We start from the raw sequence: 21,650 nt of genomic DNA on the forward strand, positions 1-21,650 counted from the left end.
TTATCCTCTACCCAACAAAACACCCAAATGATAAAATCTTGTTGTGACATAGCCTTTTGTTCCTTTATTTCTCTTTGTTTGTCAACTTAAAGTTATAAAGGAGCGGCTATGTCATTTCAACTCACCATAAAAGTCGAGCATCGCGTTATGGTTATGTTTTTGACTTAATGGTGCGTCAGGATGCCAGAAATCTTGGAATTGGCCAGAAATTATTGGCTGGTATGAAAAAGTGGGCGCAAGAAAACCATTATTCACACCTTGAACTGAGCGTATTATCCCAGAATGTTGATGCGATACGCTTTTATATAAGGGAAGGGTATCAAGAAGCCAGCAGAACGATGGCACTTACCTTGTGATCAGGAATGATATATTAAAACCATCAAAGCTATACTTTGATGGTTATTGTAGTCGTTAACGTATTAATCTGATCCACAACATAAATTAAGGTAGTTTAAAAATTTATACAAGATTTGTTATTTTTAGGTTTTTTACAATATTGTATCTAGCTAGTGACTACTTGTGGGAAATAGTGTTTGAAGCAGCCCGATACTCTTTTAATACTTCATCAATAACCCAACTGGTGCGGGCGGCAGATTCACCCGTGGATGAGCAACTGCCATTGCCCTGTATGTTATTAATAACCGTCTGAATGAATGGCATTTGAATATGTTTTGGATTTTCGAAATGATATTGGTGTAGCTGGTTATTTTCGTCATAGTATGAAATGGGGGAATCACCAAATGTTGCAAAAACTATTTTTCCTTTTGTACCGATAATTTCGACTTTATCCTCGCGAAAACTGGCGACAAAATTCCAAATTCCAACTCCTTGAATATGATTCTCGAACATAAATGACATGGAAACACAGTCTTCGGCGGGATAGGCTTTTGCTTGTGAATGGGCATGTCCTTTAATTGAAGTAATTTTACCCAGCAGAAAATCCAATATATCAAGTGTATGACAAGCTAAATCAACAAATAAGCCACCACCAGATATTTCTGGTTTAACAAACCAGGGCAAATTATCAGGATCTTGATAAATAGACGCCATTTCCCTGAATTGCATGCAATTGACAATTCTTGGTGTACCAATTGCTCCAGAATCAATTAATGCTTTTATTTTAATAAATCTTGGTAATGCTCTGCGATAATAAGCGACGAACAGGGGAACTTTTTGAAATCGGCAGATGGCAATCATTTCGTTGCATTCTTCAAATGTTAATGCCATTGGTTTTTCGACATAAACACTTTTGCCAGCTTGTGCTGCCAAAATAGTATATTTCTTATGGGTAGAAGGTGGGGTAGCAATATAAACGGCATCAACTTCCGGATCATTAATCAAAGATTCGGCATCTGAATACCATTTTCGGATATTGTGCCGCTTGGCAAAATCTTTGGCTAAATCTGCATTGCGGCGCATGACAGCGACTAATTCTGAATTCTCTAACTTATAAAAAGCAGGACCACTTTTTACTTCTGTTACATTACCACAACCTATAATACCCCATCTTACTTTTTGCATTGCGTTTTTCCGATATATCAATTTGTTGATTTGTAAAATATAGAGGAAAGTTTATAACAGTACCGTTTTCTATTCTATATTTCTCTGTTCAACAGATTAGTTTCTTTTATATAAAAGTGATTAATATTCAGTACGTTATTTAAGGTATTACCCTGATTTTAAAAGTGAGTAACGCATTCAGGCGATACTTTTCTTCTGTTGTGGCATAATGCGCGGCTATCGGTTTTATCATCTCCCTTTTTATTCACTTATAAGAGCAACAGTTGTGTTAAGTACAAACAACATCACTATGCAGTTTGGCAGTAAGCCACTGTTTGAAAATATTTCTGTCAAATTCGGCAACGGTAACCGTTATGGTCTGATTGGGGCGAATGGGGCAGGTAAATCTACTTTCATGAAAATCTTGGGCAGAGATTTAACCCCAACTTCTGGTAATGTCAGCCTTGATCCTAATGAGCGTTTGGGTAAGTTGCGTCAGGATCAGTTTGCTTTCAAAGCACAAGGTTAGGTATATGTACGTAATGTAACAAAATTCAGTACGTTTATTATTCTGTAACTGATTGCCTTTCACTCCTGGCTAATTAACAATCAGTTATTTCGTGGGTAAGGTGTTAATAAGGGATTTTACTTATTTTAAAATTAAAACCCTCTCTGTAGTATTTTATACTCATATTCTTGGGCATTAAGCTGCATTTGTAACTCCGTTATAAACGCATCTTGATGTTTAAATTCATTACAGGCAAATAAATCAAGTGCTGCATAATGATACTCTGGCCATGTGTGAATAGTAAAATGTGACTCAGCCAATATTAGTGCTCCACTGACACCCCATGGTTTGAATTGATGAAAATTATGAGTAACAATGTTTAACCCAAATTTTTGGGCAACATCAAGCATGATTTTTTCAATGGCTGATACCGATTTCAATATTTCTGCATCACAATCTTTCATATCTACAATAATGTGAGTCCCAAGTTGACTTACATTAGTTGATGAATTGACTTTCTCTTGACCACGATATTGAAATTTATTGCCGTGACACTTATCACACGTTGTCTCGATTAACTGTTCTATCGTTAATATGTTTTTTCCGTGCCCAATGGTTATCATGTTATTGCATGATTTACATTGATAAAATTTTATACGAGGATTTAATTCTCCTGTGTATATTTTATCTGAGTAGTCACTTTTCCCTGAAATGATTGGATATGTGTGTGGAGTCACAGAAAGAACATATAAATCACTGACATTACTTATAATACTTCCGCCATGATATTTATTGAATTGCGGATAAATATTCTTGATAAGGAGATTTTGGTTGTTGAGTAACCGCTGTACCTCTTGGTTTTCCATTGGTTTTTTTTGACCAAATGAAAGTAAAATCTCACTGTTATCATTTTTAGCTAAACTAATTGCACGTGATAAAAATAATTTTAATCCACTCAATGTATAAGGAGGATCTGTCCAAATAATGTCAAAATCTTTGGTGTAAACGTTAGCGCGTTTTAGATCTAAATACTCGGTATTAATAAAAAAATCATTTTGATTCGCTATATCTTGGATAAATGTTAATAGATCTTGATCTATATCTTTGACAAAAATATTTTTTGAAGAATAATGTCCGAGTTTTTTAAATGCCATCATTAAGGCTAAAGAAGTTAAATCATCATCGCCTAAGAATAGAATGTTTTGTTTAAATACTCGTGGGTTATTAAGTAATAACATTACCCTGCTTATTGATGTCTCTAATGTTGCATGAGCTTGATCTAATAAGACATTGACTTGTGGTCTGTTGTTATATATGGGCTCCAGTAAAACGGATAGTTCATTTGCAAACTCTTCTCGTTTTTCATTTGAAGAAAGTAAATTATATTTATTGATATCAATTGATTTATATTTCAGTTCATTTTGAACGTATTTTATACCTGTTGAGTTTAATTTAAAAACCCCTTTATTTTCAGCAAAATTATACTTTATTAATTCTTTTTTAAATGCCGAGATGATAGGAATAGGTAAATTGCTTTTTAATGAAAGGTCTTTGTTTGATGTACGGTCATATAAATATAAGCGTATTAGTAAGGTCTCTAATACTTCAACCGGGTGTGACAACTTCATGTTGTTTTTTATAATGCCTAGTGTATTCATCGTAATCTCTTTTTGCATATTCTTATAATCTGATAGCGTAATTAATGTCCAGAATTGTTCATTCAGATATCTAAATTATACTTGAATCTGTTACCGTCGCTCTTTCTGAATCCTGCCATTTATCTCTCCCCATAAATGCTACAAATCCGACGAGTAATTTATAAAATTCAACATTATATAGTGGCTTATAATTTTCAACTAGTTTCTATTTCTAAATAAATAATAAACTAGAGGAGTATAACGTGTGGTTTTAGTTATTTATAACATATTGAAATAGCAACTTAAGTTATATTAACTTATTTTTATTTTATTGGTGTTCATATATAAGTGCTTTTTGATCTTCTATATAGTTTGGTAAAAACCAATTTATTATTTTAATTAATGCGGGATAATTAATTGAGTTTTATAAAAAATAAAGAATGGTTATTACAATATGGAAAATAACGCGATGCTCGACTTTTATGGTGAGTTGAAATGACATAGCCGCTCCTTTATACGCAATTAACTTGAAGATGCAGGAATTAAAGTCTGGAAATTATCGGTCAGCCGGGTAGCTAATTCCTGTACTTTTTCGGGTAAGGTGACATGAAAAAAATGATGAAGGGTTTCACGGAACGTTTTGGTATCCGGGAAATAGACATTGTTTCGTACCTGCTCATTCGCGTACTTCCATAATCGCTCAATCGGGTTGAGGTTAGGGCTGTAAGGAGGCAGATAATGCAACTTGATATTCAGGACCTCAGCAAAAAATTGAACTATTTTAGCGCGGTGTAACTCTCAATAAATTGTTGCTGTTTATCCATATCGAATTTATGAGGTGTTCCCACCGGTTTCTTGTAGTTGAATCCCTGACGGTGGAGCCATTTTGTCATCCCGGCCACAGAGAAAGTGACCTGCCAGCGTGCCCAGACCCAAGCAACAATTTGTGCGGTCGTGTGCATCAAATTTGCCGTCAGATACGCGACTCACAAGAACTGTGATTTAGTTCAATTATTACCCGATATAAAACTATAAAAATAAAATATTGAAAATTATTAATCTTTAAAAAACAGTAAAAATAGTGTGCTCGTGCCCTGATCAACAAATAAGTCACCACCAGATATTTCTGGTTTAACAAACCAGGGCAAATTATCAGGATCTTGATAAATAGACGCCATTTCCCTGAATTGCATGCAATTGACAATTCTTGGTGTACCAATTGCTCCAGAATCAATTAATGCTTTTATTTTAATAAATCTTGGTAATGCTCTGCGATAATAAGCGACGAACAGGGGAACTTTTTGAAATCGGCAGATGGCAATCATTTCGTTGCATTCTTCAAATGTTAATGCCATTGGTTTTTCGACATAAACACTTTTGCCAGTTTATGCTGCCAAAATAGTATCTTTCTTATGGGTAGAAGGTGGGGTAGCAATATAAACGGCATCAACTTCCGGATCATTAATCAAAGATTCGGCATCTGAATACCATTTTCGGATATTGTGCCGCTTGGCAAAATCTTTGGCTAAATCTGCATTGCGGCGCATGACAGCGACTAATTCTGAATTCTCTAACTTATAAAAAGCAGGACCACTTTTTACTTCTGTTACATTACCACAACCTATAATACCCCATCTTACTTTTTGCATTGCGTTTTTCCGATATATCAATTTGTTGATTTGTAAAATATAGAGGAAAGTTTATAACAGTATCGTTTTCTATTCTATATTTCTCTGTTCAACAGATTAGTTTCTTTTATATAAAAGTGATTAATATTCAGTACGTTATTTAAGGTATTACCCTGATTTTAAAAGTGAGTAACGCATTCAGGCGATACTTTTCTTCTGTTGTGGCATAATGCGCGGCTATCGGTTTTATCATCTCCCTTTTTATTCACTTATAAGAGCAACAGTTGTGTTAAGTACAAACAACATCACTATGCAGTTTGGCAGTAAGCCACTGTTTGAAAATATTTCTGTCAAATTCGGCAACGGTAACCGTTATGGTCTGATTGGGGCGAATGGGGCAGGTAAATCTACTTTCATGAAAATCTTGGGCAGAGATTTAACCCCAACTTCCGGTAATGTCAGCCTTGATCCTAATGAGCGTCTGGGTAAGTTGCGTCAGGATCAGTTTGCTTTCGAAGAATATACCGTGTTGGATACCGTCATCATGGGGCATAAGGAGCTGTGGGAAGTCAAACAGGAGCGTGACCGCATTTATGCGATGACAGAAATGAGCGAAGAAGATGGCTATCGTGTCGCGGATCTGGAAGTCGCTTATGGTGAGATGGATGGTTACAGTGCAGAAGCGCGTGCTGGCGAATTGTTGCTGGGTGTCGGAATTCCTGTTGAGCAGCATTATGGCTTGATGAGTGCAGTAGCTCCGGGCTGGAAATTGCGTGTATTGTTGGCACAAGCTTTGTTTTCCGATCCTGATGTCTTGCTGCTCGATGAACCAACCAACAACCTGGATATCGATACTATCCGTTGGTTGGAGGAAGTGCTCAACGAACGTAACAGCACTATGATCATCATTTCCCATGACCGTCATTTTCTGAATACGGTATGTACCCATATGGCCGATTTGGACTATGGTGAACTGCGTTTGTTCCCTGGCAATTATGATGAGTATATGATTGCCGCAACGCAAGCTCGTGAACGTTTGCTGGCTGATAATGCCAAGAAAAAGGCACAGATTGCTGAATTGCAGTCATTCGTTAGCCGTTTCAGTGCTAATGCTTCCAAATCTAAACAGGCAACTTCCCGTGCCCGTCAGATTGATAAGATCCAGTTGGAAGAAGTGAAAGCTTCCAGCCGTCAGAATCCTTATATCCGCTTTGAGCAAGAGAAAAAACTGTTCCGTAATGCACTGGAATTAGAGGATTTGACCAAAGGTTACGATAACGGACCACTGTTCAAGGATCTGAATTTGCTGATGGAAGTCGGTGAAAAGATGGCGGTAATCGGTGAAAACGGTATTGGTAAAACGACACTCTTGAAGACCCTGGTGGGTGAAGAAACACCAAATAGCGGCACAATTAAATGGTCCGAAAACAGCACGATTGGCTATTACGCACAGGATCACGCCAGTGATTTTAACTGTGATATGACCGTATTTGAGTGGATGAGCCAATGGAAGCATGAAGGCGATGATGAGCAGGCAGTACGCAGTATTCTCGGCCGCTTATTGTTTGGGCAGGATGATATCAAGAAGAAAGTCGGTGTGCTGTCTGGTGGTGAGAAAGGTCGGATGCTGTTTGGCAAACTGATGATGCATAAGCCTAACATTTTGGTTATGGATGAACCAACTAACCACTTGGATATGGAGTCTATCGAATCTTTGAACCTTGCGCTGGAACTCTATCAGGGAACGCTGATTTTCGTCTCCCATGACCGTGCCTTTGTTAGTTCACTGGCTAGCCGTATTTTGGAGATTAAATCCGATAAGGTTATTGATTTTAAAGGTACTTATGATGAGTATCTGAGAAGTCAGGGTATTGTCGGGTAAGCCGGATTTATATTGGAAGAGAAACATCCAGCCAAATTTGGCTGGATGTTTCTTTATAAAACTTCCAATGGGCATAGTTATTGCCAGACATAGTTACTGTGATTGGCAAATCTCACACAAGGGATCTTTCAGCAACATTATTTGGCGAAATTGCATTGTCATTGCATCGAAAAGTAATACTTTGCCACAACAGGTTTGCCCGTATTGGGTTAATAGTTTAATGGTTTCTATTGCCTGCAAGGAGCCGATCGTTCCTACTAATGGCGCCATGACACCTGCTTCAGCACAAGTCAGGCTGTTTTCACCAAACAAGCGGCTTAGGCAACGATAACAAGGCTCTTTCGGTTGGTAAGTAAAGACAGAAAGTTGGCCTTCCATGCGGATCGCAGCACCCGATACCAACGTTATTTTACGCCTATAACACAGGTGATTGAGTTGTTCACGAATGGCAACATTATCTGTACAGTCGAGCACAATTTCGTGTTGGCTGATTAGCTCATCTAACGCCGGATCATCCAATAGCCCTTCAATGGGGTTGATGGTGATGTGTGGGTTGAGCTCCCGCAGGGTCAGCGCCGCGGAATGTACTTTTGCCATACCAATGCGCTCATCGCGGTGGAGGATTTGTCGTTGCAGATTAGAAAGGGAAACCGTATCAAAATCCAGCAGGGTAATTGTCCCAATACCCGCCACTGCAAGATATTGGGAAGCGGCACAACCAAGCCCTCCAGCACCCACTATTAACACCTTGGCAGATTTTAATGCTTCCTGCCCGTCGAAATCGAAACCACGTAAGACAATTTGTCGGTTATAACGCAGGGTCTCTTCATCGGTAAGTTCGACTACCATTTTTCGGTATCTTCTTATTATTGGATTTTCAGTTATTGATTTTTCAGTAAATAGTTGAAAAGCTCGATTTGCACGGTTTCACCAGCAACAACATGTCCACGTTCCCGTTCCAACACAATAAAACAGTTGCCAAGATCATATGAACTAAAGATATGCGAGCCTTGATGCCCCGTAGTTTGTACCTCTAATTCACCATGTTCATTCAGTGAAGCAATACCGCGTTGGAAATCCAGTCTGCCGGGGGATTTTTTCAAGGGTGTTGTCGTCTTGGCGGTGAGACGCATAGGCGGTTGCCATGCAGTAAAACCCGATAGGTGGGCAATCAACGGTTGTACTAATTGGTAGAAGGTGAGCACGGCAGACACCGGATTGCCGGGTAAGCCGCAGAACCAGGCATTTTCCAATTTACCAAAGGCGAAAGGCTTACCCGGTTTAATGGCGAGTTTCCAAAAACTGATTTTTCCTGCTTCTTCTAAGATTTGTTTGGTGTAATCAGCTTCACCAACGGAAACGCCACCGCTGCTGATTACTAAATCAGCTTTTTTATCTGCTTCAATAAAGGTCTGGCGCAATGCATCGGGATCATCGCGGATTACGCCAAGATCGATGATTTCACAATCCAGTTTTTCCAACATCAGGCGAATGGCAAATCGGTTGGTATCGTAAATTTGGCCTGCTTGTAAGGGTTCACCGATGGGTTGTAACTCGTCACCGGTAGAAAAAATGGCAATTTTCAGTTTGCGGACAACATCAACCGTTGTAATGCCTAGTGAAGCAATCAGTGGTAATTGTGCTGTGGAGAGTTTGATCCCTTTTGGTAATACCAACGCATTTTGGCTGATATCTTCCCCAATGGTGCGAATATTCTGCCCTGATTTTACCGGATGGGTGAAGCAAATTCCTGTTTCGGTAACCTCCGTTTGTTCTTGCATAACAATAGCATCAGCACCAGAAGGAATGGGAGCACCGGTCATAATGCGGATGCAACTGCCAGTCGGCCATTCCTGCTGAAACGGCATACCCGCCAACGCCTTGCCTGCCATTGGCAAGGTTTGGTTTTCGTTAAGATCTGCAAGGCGAATGGCATAACCATCCATTGCTGAGTTATCAAACGAGGGTACGTTGATCGGGGAAATGATATCAGTGGCGGTAATTCTGCCCGCAGATTCAGTCAGGTTAATGGTTTCTGTCGTGATCAGAGGAGTAGCAGTGAGGGGAACGGTGTGTGCCAGTAATTTTTCTAGTGCCTGATCAAGTGAGATTAAATCTGAGGTATGACAATGATCCATAAGAAACTCCCTATACGCCGCAAATTGCGGACAAGTGTTTATTCTTGTATTGAATGCATTATGGCAAAGATTGCATTGATGGGGAATGACAGGCAATGGTGACTGCCAAAGAGAGGTTGTTAAGAAAAGATATATATTATATTTATGATTTGTTATAACTGAATAATGCCTACCAAATCAATTAACTTCATTACTATTTAATCACTATGAAAAATAAAACTGTTACATCTGGTAGTCGTAACTATCAGGCTTTTCAGATTGCATTAAGCGGTTTTCTCGCTTTGGTTGTTGCAATGGGAATAGGACGCTTCACTTTTACCCCACAAGTTCCATTGATGATCGCTGAGTCCCAACTGACATTAACGAGTGCGGGAATAGTCGCAGCATTCAATTACCTCGGCTATCTGGCGGGTTCTTATGATGCCATGCGGGCGCAACGTTTTGTGGAATACCGTTTGTGGAGCGGTTTGTGGGGAGCGGTCATTATCACCTTGCTTTCCGCATTGTTGGATGGACCCATATTGCACAGTATTGCCCGCTTTTTTATTGGCTGGGCAAGTGGCTGGACGTTGGTATTGGTAGCCGCATGGGCGAATGATGAGTTGACAAAATTGAATCATCCAGGATTGAGTGCAGCCGTTTTCTCAGGGACGGGGGTGGGGATCTTTATCAGTGGCATGGTAGCAATTGGGGTTCAATCCTGGCAGATGAGTGCCGCCAATGCGTGGATGTTATATGGCATTCTGGCGCTGTTATTCAGTATTTATGTCAGTCGCTATCTGCCTCGCAGCGGTGAATTGCACCGTCCGCAGACGGCGATCCAAACACTGAACATGACACCGGAAATCAAGCGATTGGTGTGGTGTTATAGTCTGGCTGGGTTTGGCTATATTTTACCTGCGACGTTTCTTTCCCAAATGGCGACAGAGCGTTTCCCTGATAGCTTGTTTGCCCAATTTGTCTGGCCAATATTTGGTGGTGCTTCGGTCATTGGTATCATGCTGGGAATTTTGCTGCGTAATGTATCAACATCTCAAATCCGCCTGGCGGTTACGTTATGGCTTCAGGCTCTGGGTATTTTGATTGCCGAAATGTTACCGGGCATTGGTGGTTTGATGATTGGGGCATTGCTGGTAGGCGGTGGATTTATGTGTGTAGTACAGCTTGCTTTGCAGTATGGTCGTGAATTGGCGCCCAATCATGCCCGATATATGGCGGGATTGCTGACCACCGGTTATGCGCTAGGGCAATTGGTAGGGCCAATGTTATCAGCTATTTCGACATGGCTGACAGGCAAATTGGAACCTGCTTTGTATATTGCATTTATTGGGTTGCTCATTGCCGGGTTGCTGGTATTTTATCGCACTAATACTCATCGTGAACCATCCTGATTTGGTGCATTGAGGATGTACAGGTATAGTTATGCGCCTATTCGTGTATTCGCGCAGACGATATATGCGTAGAACAAGATAGAATAGATTAGTGTGGTATTACATTCGCCGATATCTGCGTAAAATAAGTGTCCCGATTTCCCGTCAAGTAACGGAAATATTTACCTTGGAGAAACTGATGTCATCCCTAAGTACAGAAGCTGCACTGGTGCATTCGGCACTGGTTGACCGTGGTCTTGAAACCCCATTGCGTGGACCAACTTTGGCGCCAGAGGTGCGTAAAGCACGCATTGAGGAACATATGACAGAAATTATGAAGCTGTTAAATCTCGATTTGAGTGATGACAGTTTGGCAGATACGCCGGGTCGTATCGCGAAAATGTATGTGGATGAGATATTCTCAGGGTTGGACTATAACAATTTCCCGAAAATTACGCTGATAGAAAATAAAATGAAAGTAGATGAAATGGTGACAGTGCGTGATATTACGATGACCAGCACTTGTGAACACCATTTTGTCACTATTGATGGCAAAGCCACGGTTGCTTATATTCCTAAGGACAAAGTCATTGGTTTGTCAAAGATTAACCGCATTGTCCAGTTTTTTGCGCAGCGCCCACAAGTGCAGGAGCGTTTAACACAGCAGATCCTGATTGCACTACAAATCCTGCTTGGTACAAATAACGTCGCTGTTTCCATCGATGCTGTCCATTATTGCGTGAAAGCGCGTGGTATTCGCGATGCGACCAGTACCACAACGACGACTTCGCTGGGAGGGTTATTTAAAACCAGCCAGAATACACGACAGGAGTTCCTGCGTGCTGTGCGCCATTTGCACTTATCATGATGAATTTCTATTACCATGAAACACAGTTGTAATGGGGTAATGTGTCAGAGAATTGAGATACTTGATAGTGTGCGCGGTTTTGCCATTTTGGGAATATTGCTGCTGAACATTTCCAGTTTTGCCTTGCCATATGCAGCCTATATGAATCTGTTTTATAAAGATTCAGTTTCGTTCTCTGACGTGATGACATGGTCTGTATTGAATACCTTTACTCAGGGAAAATTTTTGTTCATCTTGACGCTGTTGTTCGGAGCATCACTCGAATTGCTTCGGCAGCGGGGGCGTGATTGGAATATCCCCAGGTTACTGGTTTTGGCTGTTATTGGTTTATTGCATGGTGTTTTGCTATGGGATGGCGACATTTTGTTGTCATATGGCGTTGTTGGCTTATTAGCATGGCGTTTTATCGATAATCGTCAAAAATTGTTTGGTACAGCGGTGACTTTCTATTTATTTGGCGTAATGATGTTTTACCTTCTGGGACTCTTTCCCTTAGGAGAAAATAATTCATTCTGGCAGCCTACACCGGAAGATATTTCTTATGAAAACTACTGGAAAACGTATGGTGGATTATTGGCCATAGAATATCGTATTCGTCAGATAAGCGGTGCGATGATTGTGGTGATTGTGCAATATGGCTGGCAAATAATGGGTGTCATGCTTTGTGGTGCTATGTTGCTGCGTAATGGTTGGTTAAAAGGGGAATTCAGTCGTAAACATTACCGCCGATTAGCATTATGCCTGATCCCCGTTGGTATGACGATTCAGGGTATTGCCTTGTCGATACAATATTTATATCCCTACAGTTATTTTGCATCCTGGACTGTCCGTTATACCATCACTGAATTGGCAACACCGCTGCTGGCATTGGCTTATATCGCACTGATTTATGGGTTTTGGTCTGCTATTTCACATTGGAAAATCACGTTTTGGCTCCGGCAGGTTGGGAAAATGGCACTGAGTAGCTATTTGTTGCAAACACTGGTTTGTACCACACTTTTTTATCGCTTTGAGTTATTTGGGCAGTTTAGCCGTTTGGAGTTAATGGCATTTATTCCCTTTATCTGGGCATTGAATATTTGGTTTGCTTGCTGGTGGTTGAAGCGTTATTCTCAGGGCCCGATGGAAAAGCTCTGGCGCAGTTTAACAGTAAAGTTGGCAGGTAAGGTTTAGGAAAAGCTTTGCGCCAACCATTTCACCTCTGACAGATTTTTAGAGGTTAATAGGTTTCAGGTTGCAGTTTAGTTTTGTCGGTAAACTGCAACTTTTATCCATTCTTATTTCCTTTGCGGCTTCCTTTCTAATTCTTGTAACTCCTCTGGTGATACCGCAGGGTAACCTTGAATTCCTGTTGGTACAGTATGTTGGGCAGGGATCGGCATTAATGGGCCTAAAAAGCGAGGTTCACGTTTTAAAATATAGAGATCAGTCAAGGCGCCGAGACGAGCCAATACTTCCCTGAGACGGATCGTCATCATATTCTTGGGGGAGGGAACCACATAACATTGTGCTGCTATACCAAAATGCATAGCGATAAACAGGGCTCGTTCGCAATGAAAGCGCTGAGTGATGATAGTAAAATCGTTGGTATCAAATACCTTGCGGGTTCTGACAACCGAGTCCAATGTTCTGAAACCGGCAAAGTCCATCACAATGTTACTGGCCGGAATTCCTGCCTTGATCAAATCCTTCCGCATAGTAATTGGCTCATTATAACTATGCTGGGCGTTATCCCCACTCAATAGCAGGTATTTGACTTTACCGCTGTTGTAAGCATTAACCGCTCCTTGGATCCGATAGAAATAATATTGGTTATATGTACCAGTTTTATAATATTTGGATGTGCCGAGTACCATACCGACTTCTCGCTCAGGCAATTGCCTGACATCATCAAAAATGTAAGGAGCAGTTTTCCAGCTAACCCAACGGTCAAGCATAACGGCTGCCAGTATAAGGACAGCAATAATAAAAATGAGACCAGTAATCAAGCGCTTCCACATGATTTTTGTTTGCCTTATATGCGCTGATGAGCCAATGCCCTAAAGGCTACTTGACTTGAAATATTGAAGCAAGTTTTGGGGGAGCATATCGGAATTAAACGGATTCAATTTAAAAAATATAAAGCAATTATTTATGATTTATCTGGCTGGATGATTATTTGATTATTTTTCAAGCCTGCCAATATGACTGGCAGGCTTATTACCAATATTATCAGAATGAAGTACGTTTATAGACGCGATATTCTGGTTTCCAGAAATTGCGTTCAATCGCCTCATCCAATGCATCTTCCGATGTAACGATCGCTACACCTTGAATTTGGGCTTTTTTTGCCACTTCTTTGGCTATTTTGCGGGAAACATCCTGGATATCATCAATCAGTGGCAACAATGGTCCAGAGCCTGTTTGTGCCAGCGGTGAACAATCCGCTAATGCGCGGCTGGCAGCCATCAACATATCATCGGTAACACGTTTAGCGCCGGCAGCGATAACGCCTAAACCGATCCCTGGGAAGATATAGGAGTTGTTACATTGTGCGATGGGATATTCCTGACCGTCATATTTTACTGGTGCAAATGGGCTTCCTGTCGCGACCAATGCCTTGCCTTCCGTCCAGTTGATGATGTCTTCTGGACGAGCTTCCACACGTGATGTTGGGTTGGAAAGAGGCATCACGACTGGACGTTCACAATGTTTGTGCATTTCACGAATGATCTCTTCGGTGAACAGACCAGATTGACCAGAAACACCAATTAGGACCGTTGGTTTGGCGTTGCGAACCACGTCCATCAATGAGAGAGAATCGCTGGTAGCATTCCACGATTGTAAGGTAGAGCTTTTCTGTACCAATGCACTTTGGAAATCCAGCAAGTTTGGCAGCTTGTCGGTAAGGAGGCCAAAGCGGTCAACCATAAACACGCGAGCACGAGCCTGTTCATCACTCAGTCCTTCAGATTTCATTTGAGCAATGATCTGCTCGGCAATACCACAGCCCGCAGAGCCGGCACCAAGGAATGCCACGGTTTGATCTTTTAGTTGGCGGCCTGCGGCACGGCTGGCGGCAATCAGGCTACCCAAGGCAACGGCTGCGGTGCCCTGGATATCATCATTGAAGCAGCAAAGCTCATCGCGATAGCGGTTCAACAGTGGCATGGCGTTGTTTTGGGCAAAATCTTCAAATTGCAGAAGTACGTTAGGCCAGCGACGTTTCACGGCCTGAATAAATTCATCCACAAATTCATCATACTCTTTGCCAGTAATACGTGGATGACGCCAGCCCATATACAGTGGATCATTGAGGCGCTGTGGGTTATTTGTTCCCACATCCAGAACCACAGGCAGGGTATAAGCAGGGCTGATCCCGCCACAGGAGGTATACAGTGACAGTTTACCGATAGGAATACCCATGCCTCCGATTCCCTGATCACCCAGACCAAGGATACGCTCACCATCGGTAACAACGATAACTTTTACATTCTGCTTAGTGGCATTTTGCAGCATATCATCAATGTAAGCCCGATTTGGGTAGGAGATAAACAGGCCACGAGCACGACGGTAAATGTCAGAAAAGTGTTCACACGCAGCACCAACAGTTGGCGTGTAGATAATAGGCATCATTTCGCTTAAATGGGCATCAAGGAGGCGATAGAACAGCGTTTCGTTGGTGTCTTGAATATTCCTTAAATAAATGTGTCTATCGATATCGTTTTTGAAATCGACATATTGACGGTAGGCGCGTTCTGCCTGCTCTTCTATTGTTTCAACGGCCTGTGGCAATAAGCCATGTAAGTTGAAATTACTGCGTTCTTCTTCTGTAAAGGCACTGCCTTTATTCAGCAGAGGAAATTCCAACAAGATAGGGCCAGCGTAGGGAATATAGAGAGGACGTTTACTTTCGTGTTCCAGTTCCATGATGCTTACTCTTTGAACTTATCAATAACAAAATCGGCTACCGATCCTAAGAAGATAAAAACAATAAGTACAGTAAATGTTACTTAGATATGATTATCATGAGCAAAAATGAGAGATAACATACAGAATTAGCTAATAAAATGTTATTGGATGATGTACATATCAAAATGTATACCGTTCTACTTTTGTACAACCGAGCGCAGTTAATGTGCATTCTGTAGCATTCCATTGTGATAAATGGCTATTTTCACCTTCTACCAATACTGCTCGTTTAATGGATTGGCAATTGCTGCCTGCCATATTCATGAAAATCAGTGCGGCCTGTAATGGGGGTAAGCTTGGGTTGAATGCAGCATTTTCTGCATAACGGCCGGTATAAATTTTCCCTTGTTCATCTTGCAGGGCAATTCCTGCATGGGATTGGCTATAAGGTGCATGGCTGTAATTTGCTGCATCCAATGCTGCTTGCACCAATTCGTCACTGGTAGCTAACTGATAGCCGTGATTAACCTCATCCAGCAGCAATGGTGTATCGGCTAAATCGTGTGGGCCAAAAGCTTCTGGCAGGTAGTCAGCCAGAGTTAATGGTGGACGATTGGGGAGATAAACCTCCAATTGTGTTCCACTATTCAGTTCATTCATAAATTGTCGGCAATGGCCACAAGGTGAATAGTTGACAGTGATAGCAACCAGCTTTTTCTCACCACGCAGCCAAGCATGAGTGATGGCTGATTGTTCTGCATGAACGGTTTGCTGCAATGGTATGCCAGCGAATTCCATATTGGCACCGAAATAGAGATTACCACTTTCTCCCCGTGCAATTGCACCAACATAAAAATGGGAAATAGGGGCAAGGGAATAGGCGGCAGCAAGTGGCAATAAGGCCAATGCCAGTGTTTGATCATCAAATCCGCTGAGCTGTTTGATTGACTCCACTTGCTCTGCTGTCAGCATGGCTGGAAAATCGTCGTAGCCAATATAAGGTAATAGGGCTTTTTGTAGTTCAGGTGTAATTTCTGACCAAATAGCGTGAAAACGAGCTTGCATAGAATGATCTCCAAATTAATTGAAGGTCATTCTAGGACGTCTGTTCAGGTTTGCAATGTGATATAGGCTATATAATTAATGAAATCGGTGTAATAACAATATTATTTTAGTCAACCATGTCAAATTTTTGCTGTTTTAATTGGCTTGTTTGCTTTTTTATTGCAATTTTGTAACGACTGAGGTCATAGTCATTCATAAAATGGTTAACCAAATAGATGCAGCAATACTGGAAATAGAAAAGGTGCAATCAGCGAGGTAATAATGCCGCAGGTCATTAAAGCCAGTGAGCTGTATGCACCTTCAACATGATCTATTTCCGCACAGCGAGCCGTTCCCACCGCATGGGATGCTGTACCCATTGCCAATCCCCGTGCCGCCTGGGTTTTTATTTTTAGAACGTTAAACAGATTGTGACCAAAGATAGCTCCTAAAATACCTACCAAAATGACACACGCTGCGCTAATGGCAGGAATACCACCAATGGAATCGGCTACAGCCATAGCGATTGGGGTCGTCACGGATTTGGGGAGAATAGAGGCCACAATTTCAGGTGTAGCACCTGCCCATAATGCGATGGCAGTTCCTGTAACCATTGCGACAACGCTGCCCACAAAACAGATGCCAATAATGGATTTCCATTGAGCCCGGATTTGATGTAGCTGTTCATACAGAGGAAAAGCCAGAGCAACAACGGCAGGTTGCAGCAAATCATTCAGTATCCGGCTACCGGCAAAATAGTGTTTGTAAGGGGTATGAGTCAGCAGCAGCAAGGGAATGATAACGGCCATTGAGATCAATAACGGATTAAATATAGGCAGTTTGAGTCGTACTGACAGTTTTTTAGCGCAGTAAAATACAATCAGGGTTAACGGTAGTGACCACCAAATATGGCTTAACATTTTTTTTTCTCTTTCGGTTCTTGTGATAACTGTTGCGATGGACTTGTTGGTGTTGAGGTGGGTGGTTGCTGCTTAGTACTTGTTTGGTTAGTATCCATTTGTTGAGTCCCAATAATGATACGTTCACGATGAATATAGTGGGAGCTGTAAGCAACGACGACCATAACAATCACTGTGCTAACGATACAAGACAGGAGGATGGGGAGCATTTGTTGGCTAAGCTGTGGGTAATAATCCATGATCCCCACCCCGATGGGCAAAAAGAGCAGTGTCATGTTTTTCATCAATAAGCTACAGCCTGGTTTTACCCAATGTGAGGGAATAATTTGGGATGCGAGTAAACCAAACAGGAGAAGTAAGCCAATAATACTGCCGGGGAGAGAGAAAGGAAGCAGTGCCGAAATAATATTCCCCGCGATCAGGCACAAATAGAGCAGCGCAAATGCGCGCAGATATTGCCAACCTATTATCAGCACATTTTGGAAAGACATAATCAATAATTCCTCAATACAACGAGGGTTTTATCATACGACTAACATTGTGAATGTGCCACACATCACATTAAAAAGCGGGTCTTTTTTGGAACCCGCTTTATTATCTAATTGATAATTAATGATATCTATCAAAGATATGCAACTATCATTTAACCAGCATACCTGGCTGGGCGCCACTATCTGGGCTTAGCAAGAAAATATCTTTTCCACCAGGGCCAGCCGCCATCACCATGCCTTCTGAAATACCGAAGCGCATTTTGCGTGGAGCAAGGTTGGCAACCATCACAGTCAGACGATTTTCCAGTGTCTTAGGATCAGGATAGGCTGAACGAATACCAGAGAAGACTTGGCGAGTCTCACCACCGAGATCAAGTGTTAGTTTCAGTAACTTATCTGAACCTTCGACAAAATCAGCCTGTTTGATTAGGGCAATGCGCAAGTCAACCTTGGCAAAGTCATCAAATGCAATGGTGTCCTGAATTGGATCATCTGCCAGTGGGCCTGTTACGGTTTTTTGTGGTTCGATGCTCTCTTTCGAATCAGCAACCATTGCTTCAATTTTAGCCATTTCGATGCGGTTGAACAGCGCCTTGAATGGTGAAACGTCATGGTTTAACAGAGGCTGCTGGATACTGTCCCAGGTCAGTTCAGTATTCAGGAAGGCTTCTGCTCGTGTGGACAAACCTGGAAGAACAGGTTTCAGGTAAGTCATCAGCACGCGGAACAGGTTAATTCCCATTGAGCAGATTGCTTGCAGATCAGCGTCACGGCCTTCTTGTTTCGCCACAACCCACGGTGCTTGCTCATCAACATAGCGGTTAGCCAGATCAGCCAGTGCCATAATTTCACGGATTGCCTTGCCGAATTCACGGTTGGTAAAGTCTTCTGCGATACCCTGTGCAGCTTCGACAAATTTCTGGTATAGCGCAGGATCAGCGAGTTGGTCTGCCAGTTTGCCCCCAAAGCGCTTGTTGATAAAGCCTGCATTGCGTGAAGCAAGGTTAACCACTTTATTAACGATATCGCTGTTTACACGCTGAACAAAATCTTCCAGATTCAGATCAATATCATCAATGCGGGAAGAGAGTTTTGCCGCGTAGTAATAGCGTAGGCAGTCTGCATCAAGGTGTTTCAGATAAGTACTAGCCTTGATGAAGGTGCCACGAGATTTAGACATCTTAGTGCCGTTAACCGTGATGTAGCCATGGACGAACAGGTTGGTTGGCTTACGGTAATTACAACCTTCCAGCATGGCAGGCCAGAACAAACTGTGGAAATAAACGATATCTTTGCCAATAAAATGGTAGAGATCGGCTTTGGAATCTTTCTCCCAGAATTCATCGAAATTCAGGTCATTACGTTTATCACACAGATTCTTGAACGAGCCCATATAGCCAATGGGAGCATCCAGCCAGACATAGAAATATTTACCTGGCTGATCAGGGATCTCAAAGCCAAAATAAGGTGCATCACGGGTAATATCCCATTGTTGCAGCCCAGCTTCGAACCACTCCTGCATTTTATTTGCCACTTGTTCCTGCAAAGTGCCAGAACGTGTCCATTTTTGCAGCATATCGCTGAAAGCAGGCAGATCGAAGAAGAAATGCTCTGTATCACGCATTTCTGGCGTTGCCCCAGAGACAACGGAACGAGGATTAAGCAATTCCGTTGGAGAATAGGTGGTTCCGCAGACTTCACAGTTATCGCCATACTGATCTTCTGCCTTACATTTCGGGCAGGAGCCTTTGACGAAACGGTCTGGCAGGAACATATTTTTTTCTGGATCATATAATTGAGAAATCGTCCGATTTTTAATGTAACCGTTCTTTTTCAGTTCCAGATAAATTTTGGAGGCAAGCGCTCTGTTCTCTTCGCTGTGCGTAGAGTGGTAATTATCATAGCTAATGGCAAAACCGGCAAAATCCTGCTGATGCTCTAGGCTCACCTTGGCAATCATCTCTTCTGGAGAGATACCACTCTGCTGGGCTTTCAGCATAATTGGTGTACCGTGGGCATCATCGGCACAGACAAAGTGAACCTCTTTGCCGCGCATTCGATGATAACGAACCCAAATATCAGCCTGAATGTGTTCCAGAATATGACCGAGATGAATTGGACCGTTAGCATAAGGTAACGCACAGGTCACCAATAATTTGTTCGCGACTTGAGACATAGTTAGGATCTGACTTCCATAAAGTGAAAAGGGTTTTTGATGTTACCTGATAAGGAGCGTTGCCGCTAGGGTAACGCAAGATCTTCATCACTTTTACTCGTTGCCTTTATCCGAAGTGGTTAGCTTCTGTTATGATGGCCAAAACAGTTTTAGGTTGAAAAAGATAAATCAAAAGGAGCCGGGATGAACTTACAATCCCCCGAGCAGACCAATCCTGACCTGCTGAAAGAACATGTTGTAAAGATATTAACGACATTCAAACATCTGACTTTAGAACAAGATTTGATTGCCCTGAAAGCATTGCATCATTGCACTATGCTGGATGGGATATTGCATATTGAATTGACCATGCCGTTTGTCTGGAAACGCGCCTTCGAAATATTAAAGAAAGAAACCACCCAACCCTTGCAATCTGCGACGGGAGCAAAATCTGTTGAATGGCGATTAACCCACAATATCAGCACATTGTGCCGATCCAATAATCTGCCTGGTGTTAATGGCGTGCGCAATATCGTGGCAGTCAGTTCAGGGAAAGGGGGCGTAGGGAAATCCAGCACAGCGGTGAATCTGGCGCTGGCGCTGGCACAGGAAGGCGCAAAAGTGGGAATTTTGGATGCGGATATTTATGGCCCGTCTATCCCCAATATGCTTGGTACAGCCAAAGAGCGCCCGACTTCCCCTGATGGACAGCATATGGCGCCAATTATGGTTCACAGCATGGCTACCAACTCTATTGGCTACCTTGTTACCGATGATAACGCGATGGTATGGCGTGGACCGATGGCAAGTAAGGCCTTGATGCAGATGCTGCAAGATACGCTGTGGCCGGATCTGGATTATCTGGTGATTGATATGCCGCCAGGAACAGGCGATATTCAACTAACACTGTCCCAGAATATTCCGGTGACGGGGGCGTTGGTTGTCACAACACCGCAGGATATTGCCCTGATCGATGCGATGAAAGGCATCGTCATGTTCCAGAAAGTCAATGTGCCAGTGTTGGGGATTATTGAGAACATGAGTACCCATATTTGCGGTAATTGCGGTCATCATGAGCCAATTTTCGGCACGGGTGGGGCGGCAAAACTGGCAGAAAAATATCATTGCCAATTACTGGGGCAGATCCCGCTGCATATTTCACTGCGTGAAGATCTTGATCGTGGTGAACCAACAGTAATTAGCCAGCCTGACAGTGAATTTGCAGATATTTATCGTGAAATTGCTGCCAATATTTCTGCGAAGATGTATTGGCAGGGCGAAAAAATCCCAACTGAAATTTCTTTTCGTGCAGTTTGATTAATGAGTTTAACCGTATGTAACAGCGGTTGCGTAGAAAATGTTGGTCAATGGCTCAATTGATACGGAGTCATTGATCAGTGCTCAGTGCTCAATGTTTTCTCTATTTTCTACCGCAATGTGGCTCCTCATCATCCGAGATCCGGTTGCATATTTTTGTGAAAATTATTTGCAGAATATTTTCCCTCAGAGGCATAAAATTGCGGGATTTTTATGCGAAGCGTATCGAAAAAAACGAGACTTATCTTGTTTACTCTGGAATAGAAGTCATTAACTCCCTATAATCCGCCAAACATGGTGT

The 21,650-nt window shown here is 42.0% G+C and carries 18 protein-coding genes and 2 pseudogenes; 7 read left to right on the top strand and 13 right to left on the bottom strand.

Annotation, left to right across the window (positions count from 1 at the left end):
* Positions 1 to 113 precede the first annotated feature (113 nt).
* A complete protein-coding gene (locus tag Xets_RS07355) occupies positions 114 to 356 on the top strand; it encodes a GNAT family N-acetyltransferase (protein WP_187651420.1) in 243 nt (80 codons plus the stop codon).
* A gap of 157 nt (positions 357 to 513) precedes the next feature.
* On the opposite strand, the gene Xets_RS07360 is transcribed toward Xets_RS07355, so the two are convergent.
* The gene (locus tag Xets_RS07360) at positions 514 to 1,521 is read right to left on the bottom strand and encodes a Gfo/Idh/MocA family protein (protein WP_187651376.1); all 1,008 of its coding nucleotides are present in this window, start codon (positions 1,519 to 1,521) and stop codon (positions 514 to 516) included.
* A gap of 265 nt (positions 1,522 to 1,786) precedes the next feature.
* Here Xets_RS07360 and Xets_RS07365 point away from each other — a divergent pair.
* A pseudogene (locus tag Xets_RS07365) lies at positions 1,787 to 2,017 on the top strand (ATP-binding cassette domain-containing protein); the annotation flags it as partial.
* Between the two features lie 143 nt (positions 2,018 to 2,160).
* Here the strand turns inward: Xets_RS07365 and speD are convergent.
* From speD to Xets_RS07380, 4 genes and pseudogenes are all read right to left on the bottom strand, one after another.
* Positions 2,161 to 3,684 carry an adenosylmethionine decarboxylase gene (gene speD / locus Xets_RS07370; RefSeq protein WP_244589817.1) on the bottom strand — a complete coding sequence of 508 codons (1,524 nt, stop codon included), beginning with the start codon at positions 3,682 to 3,684 and terminating at the stop codon, positions 2,161 to 2,163.
* Positions 3,685 to 4,167: 483 nt separating this feature from the next.
* Positions 4,168 to 4,389: a transposase gene (locus tag Xets_RS28330; RefSeq protein WP_370588212.1), complete on the bottom strand. Its 222-nt coding sequence runs from the start codon at positions 4,387 to 4,389 to the stop codon at positions 4,168 to 4,170.
* A gap of 32 nt (positions 4,390 to 4,421) precedes the next feature.
* Entirely contained in the window at positions 4,422 to 4,607 is a 186-nt protein-coding gene (locus tag Xets_RS28335) for a winged helix-turn-helix domain-containing protein (protein WP_370588213.1), read from the bottom strand.
* Between the two features lie 93 nt (positions 4,608 to 4,700).
* Positions 4,701 to 5,294 (bottom strand): annotated as a pseudogene (locus Xets_RS07380) (Gfo/Idh/MocA family protein).
* Positions 5,295 to 5,559: 265 nt separating this feature from the next.
* On the opposite strand from Xets_RS07380, the gene Xets_RS07385 reads away from it, so the two are divergent.
* A complete protein-coding gene (locus Xets_RS07385; protein WP_120211368.1) occupies positions 5,560 to 7,155 on the top strand; it encodes an ABC-F family ATPase in 1,596 nt (531 codons plus the stop codon).
* A 93-nt stretch (positions 7,156 to 7,248) separates the two neighbouring features.
* On the opposite strand, the gene moeB is transcribed toward Xets_RS07385, so the two are convergent.
* Together moeB and moeA are read right to left on the bottom strand one after the other, a co-directional pair.
* Positions 7,249 to 8,004, bottom strand: coding sequence for a molybdopterin-synthase adenylyltransferase MoeB (gene moeB / locus Xets_RS07390; RefSeq protein ID WP_099131921.1), 756 nt, complete (start codon positions 8,002 to 8,004; stop codon positions 7,249 to 7,251).
* A gap of 32 nt (positions 8,005 to 8,036) precedes the next feature.
* Positions 8,037 to 9,293, bottom strand: a complete 1,257-nt coding sequence (gene moeA / locus Xets_RS07395) for a molybdopterin molybdotransferase MoeA (protein ID WP_187651377.1) — start codon at positions 9,291 to 9,293, stop codon at positions 8,037 to 8,039.
* Positions 9,294 to 9,499: 206 nt separating this feature from the next.
* Between moeA and Xets_RS07400 the strand changes: the two genes are divergently transcribed.
* The 3 genes from Xets_RS07400 (at position 9,500) to yeiB (ending at position 12,704) form a co-directional block, all read left to right on the top strand.
* Positions 9,500 to 10,684 (top strand): YbfB/YjiJ family MFS transporter, encoded by a 1,185-nt coding sequence (locus Xets_RS07400; protein ID WP_099131923.1) that lies wholly within the window; start codon positions 9,500 to 9,502, stop codon positions 10,682 to 10,684.
* A gap of 178 nt (positions 10,685 to 10,862) precedes the next feature.
* Positions 10,863 to 11,531: a GTP cyclohydrolase I FolE gene (gene folE / locus Xets_RS07405; RefSeq protein WP_099131924.1), complete on the top strand. Its 669-nt coding sequence runs from the start codon at positions 10,863 to 10,865 to the stop codon at positions 11,529 to 11,531.
* A 39-nt stretch (positions 11,532 to 11,570) separates the two neighbouring features.
* The gene (yeiB, locus tag Xets_RS07410; protein ID WP_255430574.1) at positions 11,571 to 12,704 is read left to right on the top strand and encodes a DUF418 domain-containing protein YeiB; all 1,134 of its coding nucleotides are present in this window, start codon (positions 11,571 to 11,573) and stop codon (positions 12,702 to 12,704) included.
* A gap of 104 nt (positions 12,705 to 12,808) precedes the next feature.
* Here the strand turns inward: yeiB and sanA are convergent, their stop codons facing one another.
* The 6 genes from sanA to metG all read right to left on the bottom strand — a co-directional run bounded on the left by sanA (position 12,809) and on the right by metG (position 20,053).
* Positions 12,809 to 13,531, bottom strand: coding sequence for an outer membrane permeability protein SanA (sanA, locus tag Xets_RS07415; protein ID WP_099131926.1), 723 nt, complete (start codon positions 13,529 to 13,531; stop codon positions 12,809 to 12,811).
* A gap of 211 nt (positions 13,532 to 13,742) precedes the next feature.
* Positions 13,743 to 15,440 carry an NAD-dependent malic enzyme gene (locus tag Xets_RS07420; protein WP_099131927.1) on the bottom strand — a complete coding sequence of 566 codons (1,698 nt, stop codon included), beginning with the start codon at positions 15,438 to 15,440 and terminating at the stop codon, positions 13,743 to 13,745.
* A gap of 162 nt (positions 15,441 to 15,602) precedes the next feature.
* Positions 15,603 to 16,487, bottom strand: a complete 885-nt coding sequence (cdd, locus tag Xets_RS07425; RefSeq protein WP_099131928.1) for a cytidine deaminase — start codon at positions 16,485 to 16,487, stop codon at positions 15,603 to 15,605.
* A 203-nt stretch (positions 16,488 to 16,690) separates the two neighbouring features.
* The gene (locus Xets_RS07430) at positions 16,691 to 17,386 is read right to left on the bottom strand and encodes a CidB/LrgB family autolysis modulator (protein WP_099131929.1); all 696 of its coding nucleotides are present in this window, start codon (positions 17,384 to 17,386) and stop codon (positions 16,691 to 16,693) included.
* Entirely contained in the window at positions 17,380 to 17,877 is a 498-nt protein-coding gene (locus tag Xets_RS07435) for a CidA/LrgA family protein (protein ID WP_099131930.1), read from the bottom strand. The genes Xets_RS07430 and Xets_RS07435 overlap by 7 nt, the downstream gene beginning before the upstream one ends.
* Positions 17,878 to 18,025: 148 nt before the next feature.
* A complete protein-coding gene (metG, locus tag Xets_RS07440) occupies positions 18,026 to 20,053 on the bottom strand; it encodes a methionine--tRNA ligase (RefSeq protein ID WP_099131931.1) in 2,028 nt (675 codons plus the stop codon).
* Between the two features lie 183 nt (positions 20,054 to 20,236).
* On the opposite strand from metG, the gene apbC reads away from it, so the two are divergent.
* Positions 20,237 to 21,349 carry an iron-sulfur cluster carrier protein ApbC gene (gene apbC / locus Xets_RS07445; RefSeq protein WP_099131932.1) on the top strand — a complete coding sequence of 371 codons (1,113 nt, stop codon included), beginning with the start codon at positions 20,237 to 20,239 and terminating at the stop codon, positions 21,347 to 21,349.
* The last annotated feature ends 301 nt before the right edge of the window (positions 21,350 to 21,650 follow it).

This window comes from Xenorhabdus sp. TS4 (genome assembly GCF_014467265.1).
GTDB classification, from domain to species: Bacteria; Pseudomonadota; Gammaproteobacteria; order Enterobacterales; family Enterobacteriaceae; genus Xenorhabdus; species Xenorhabdus ehlersii.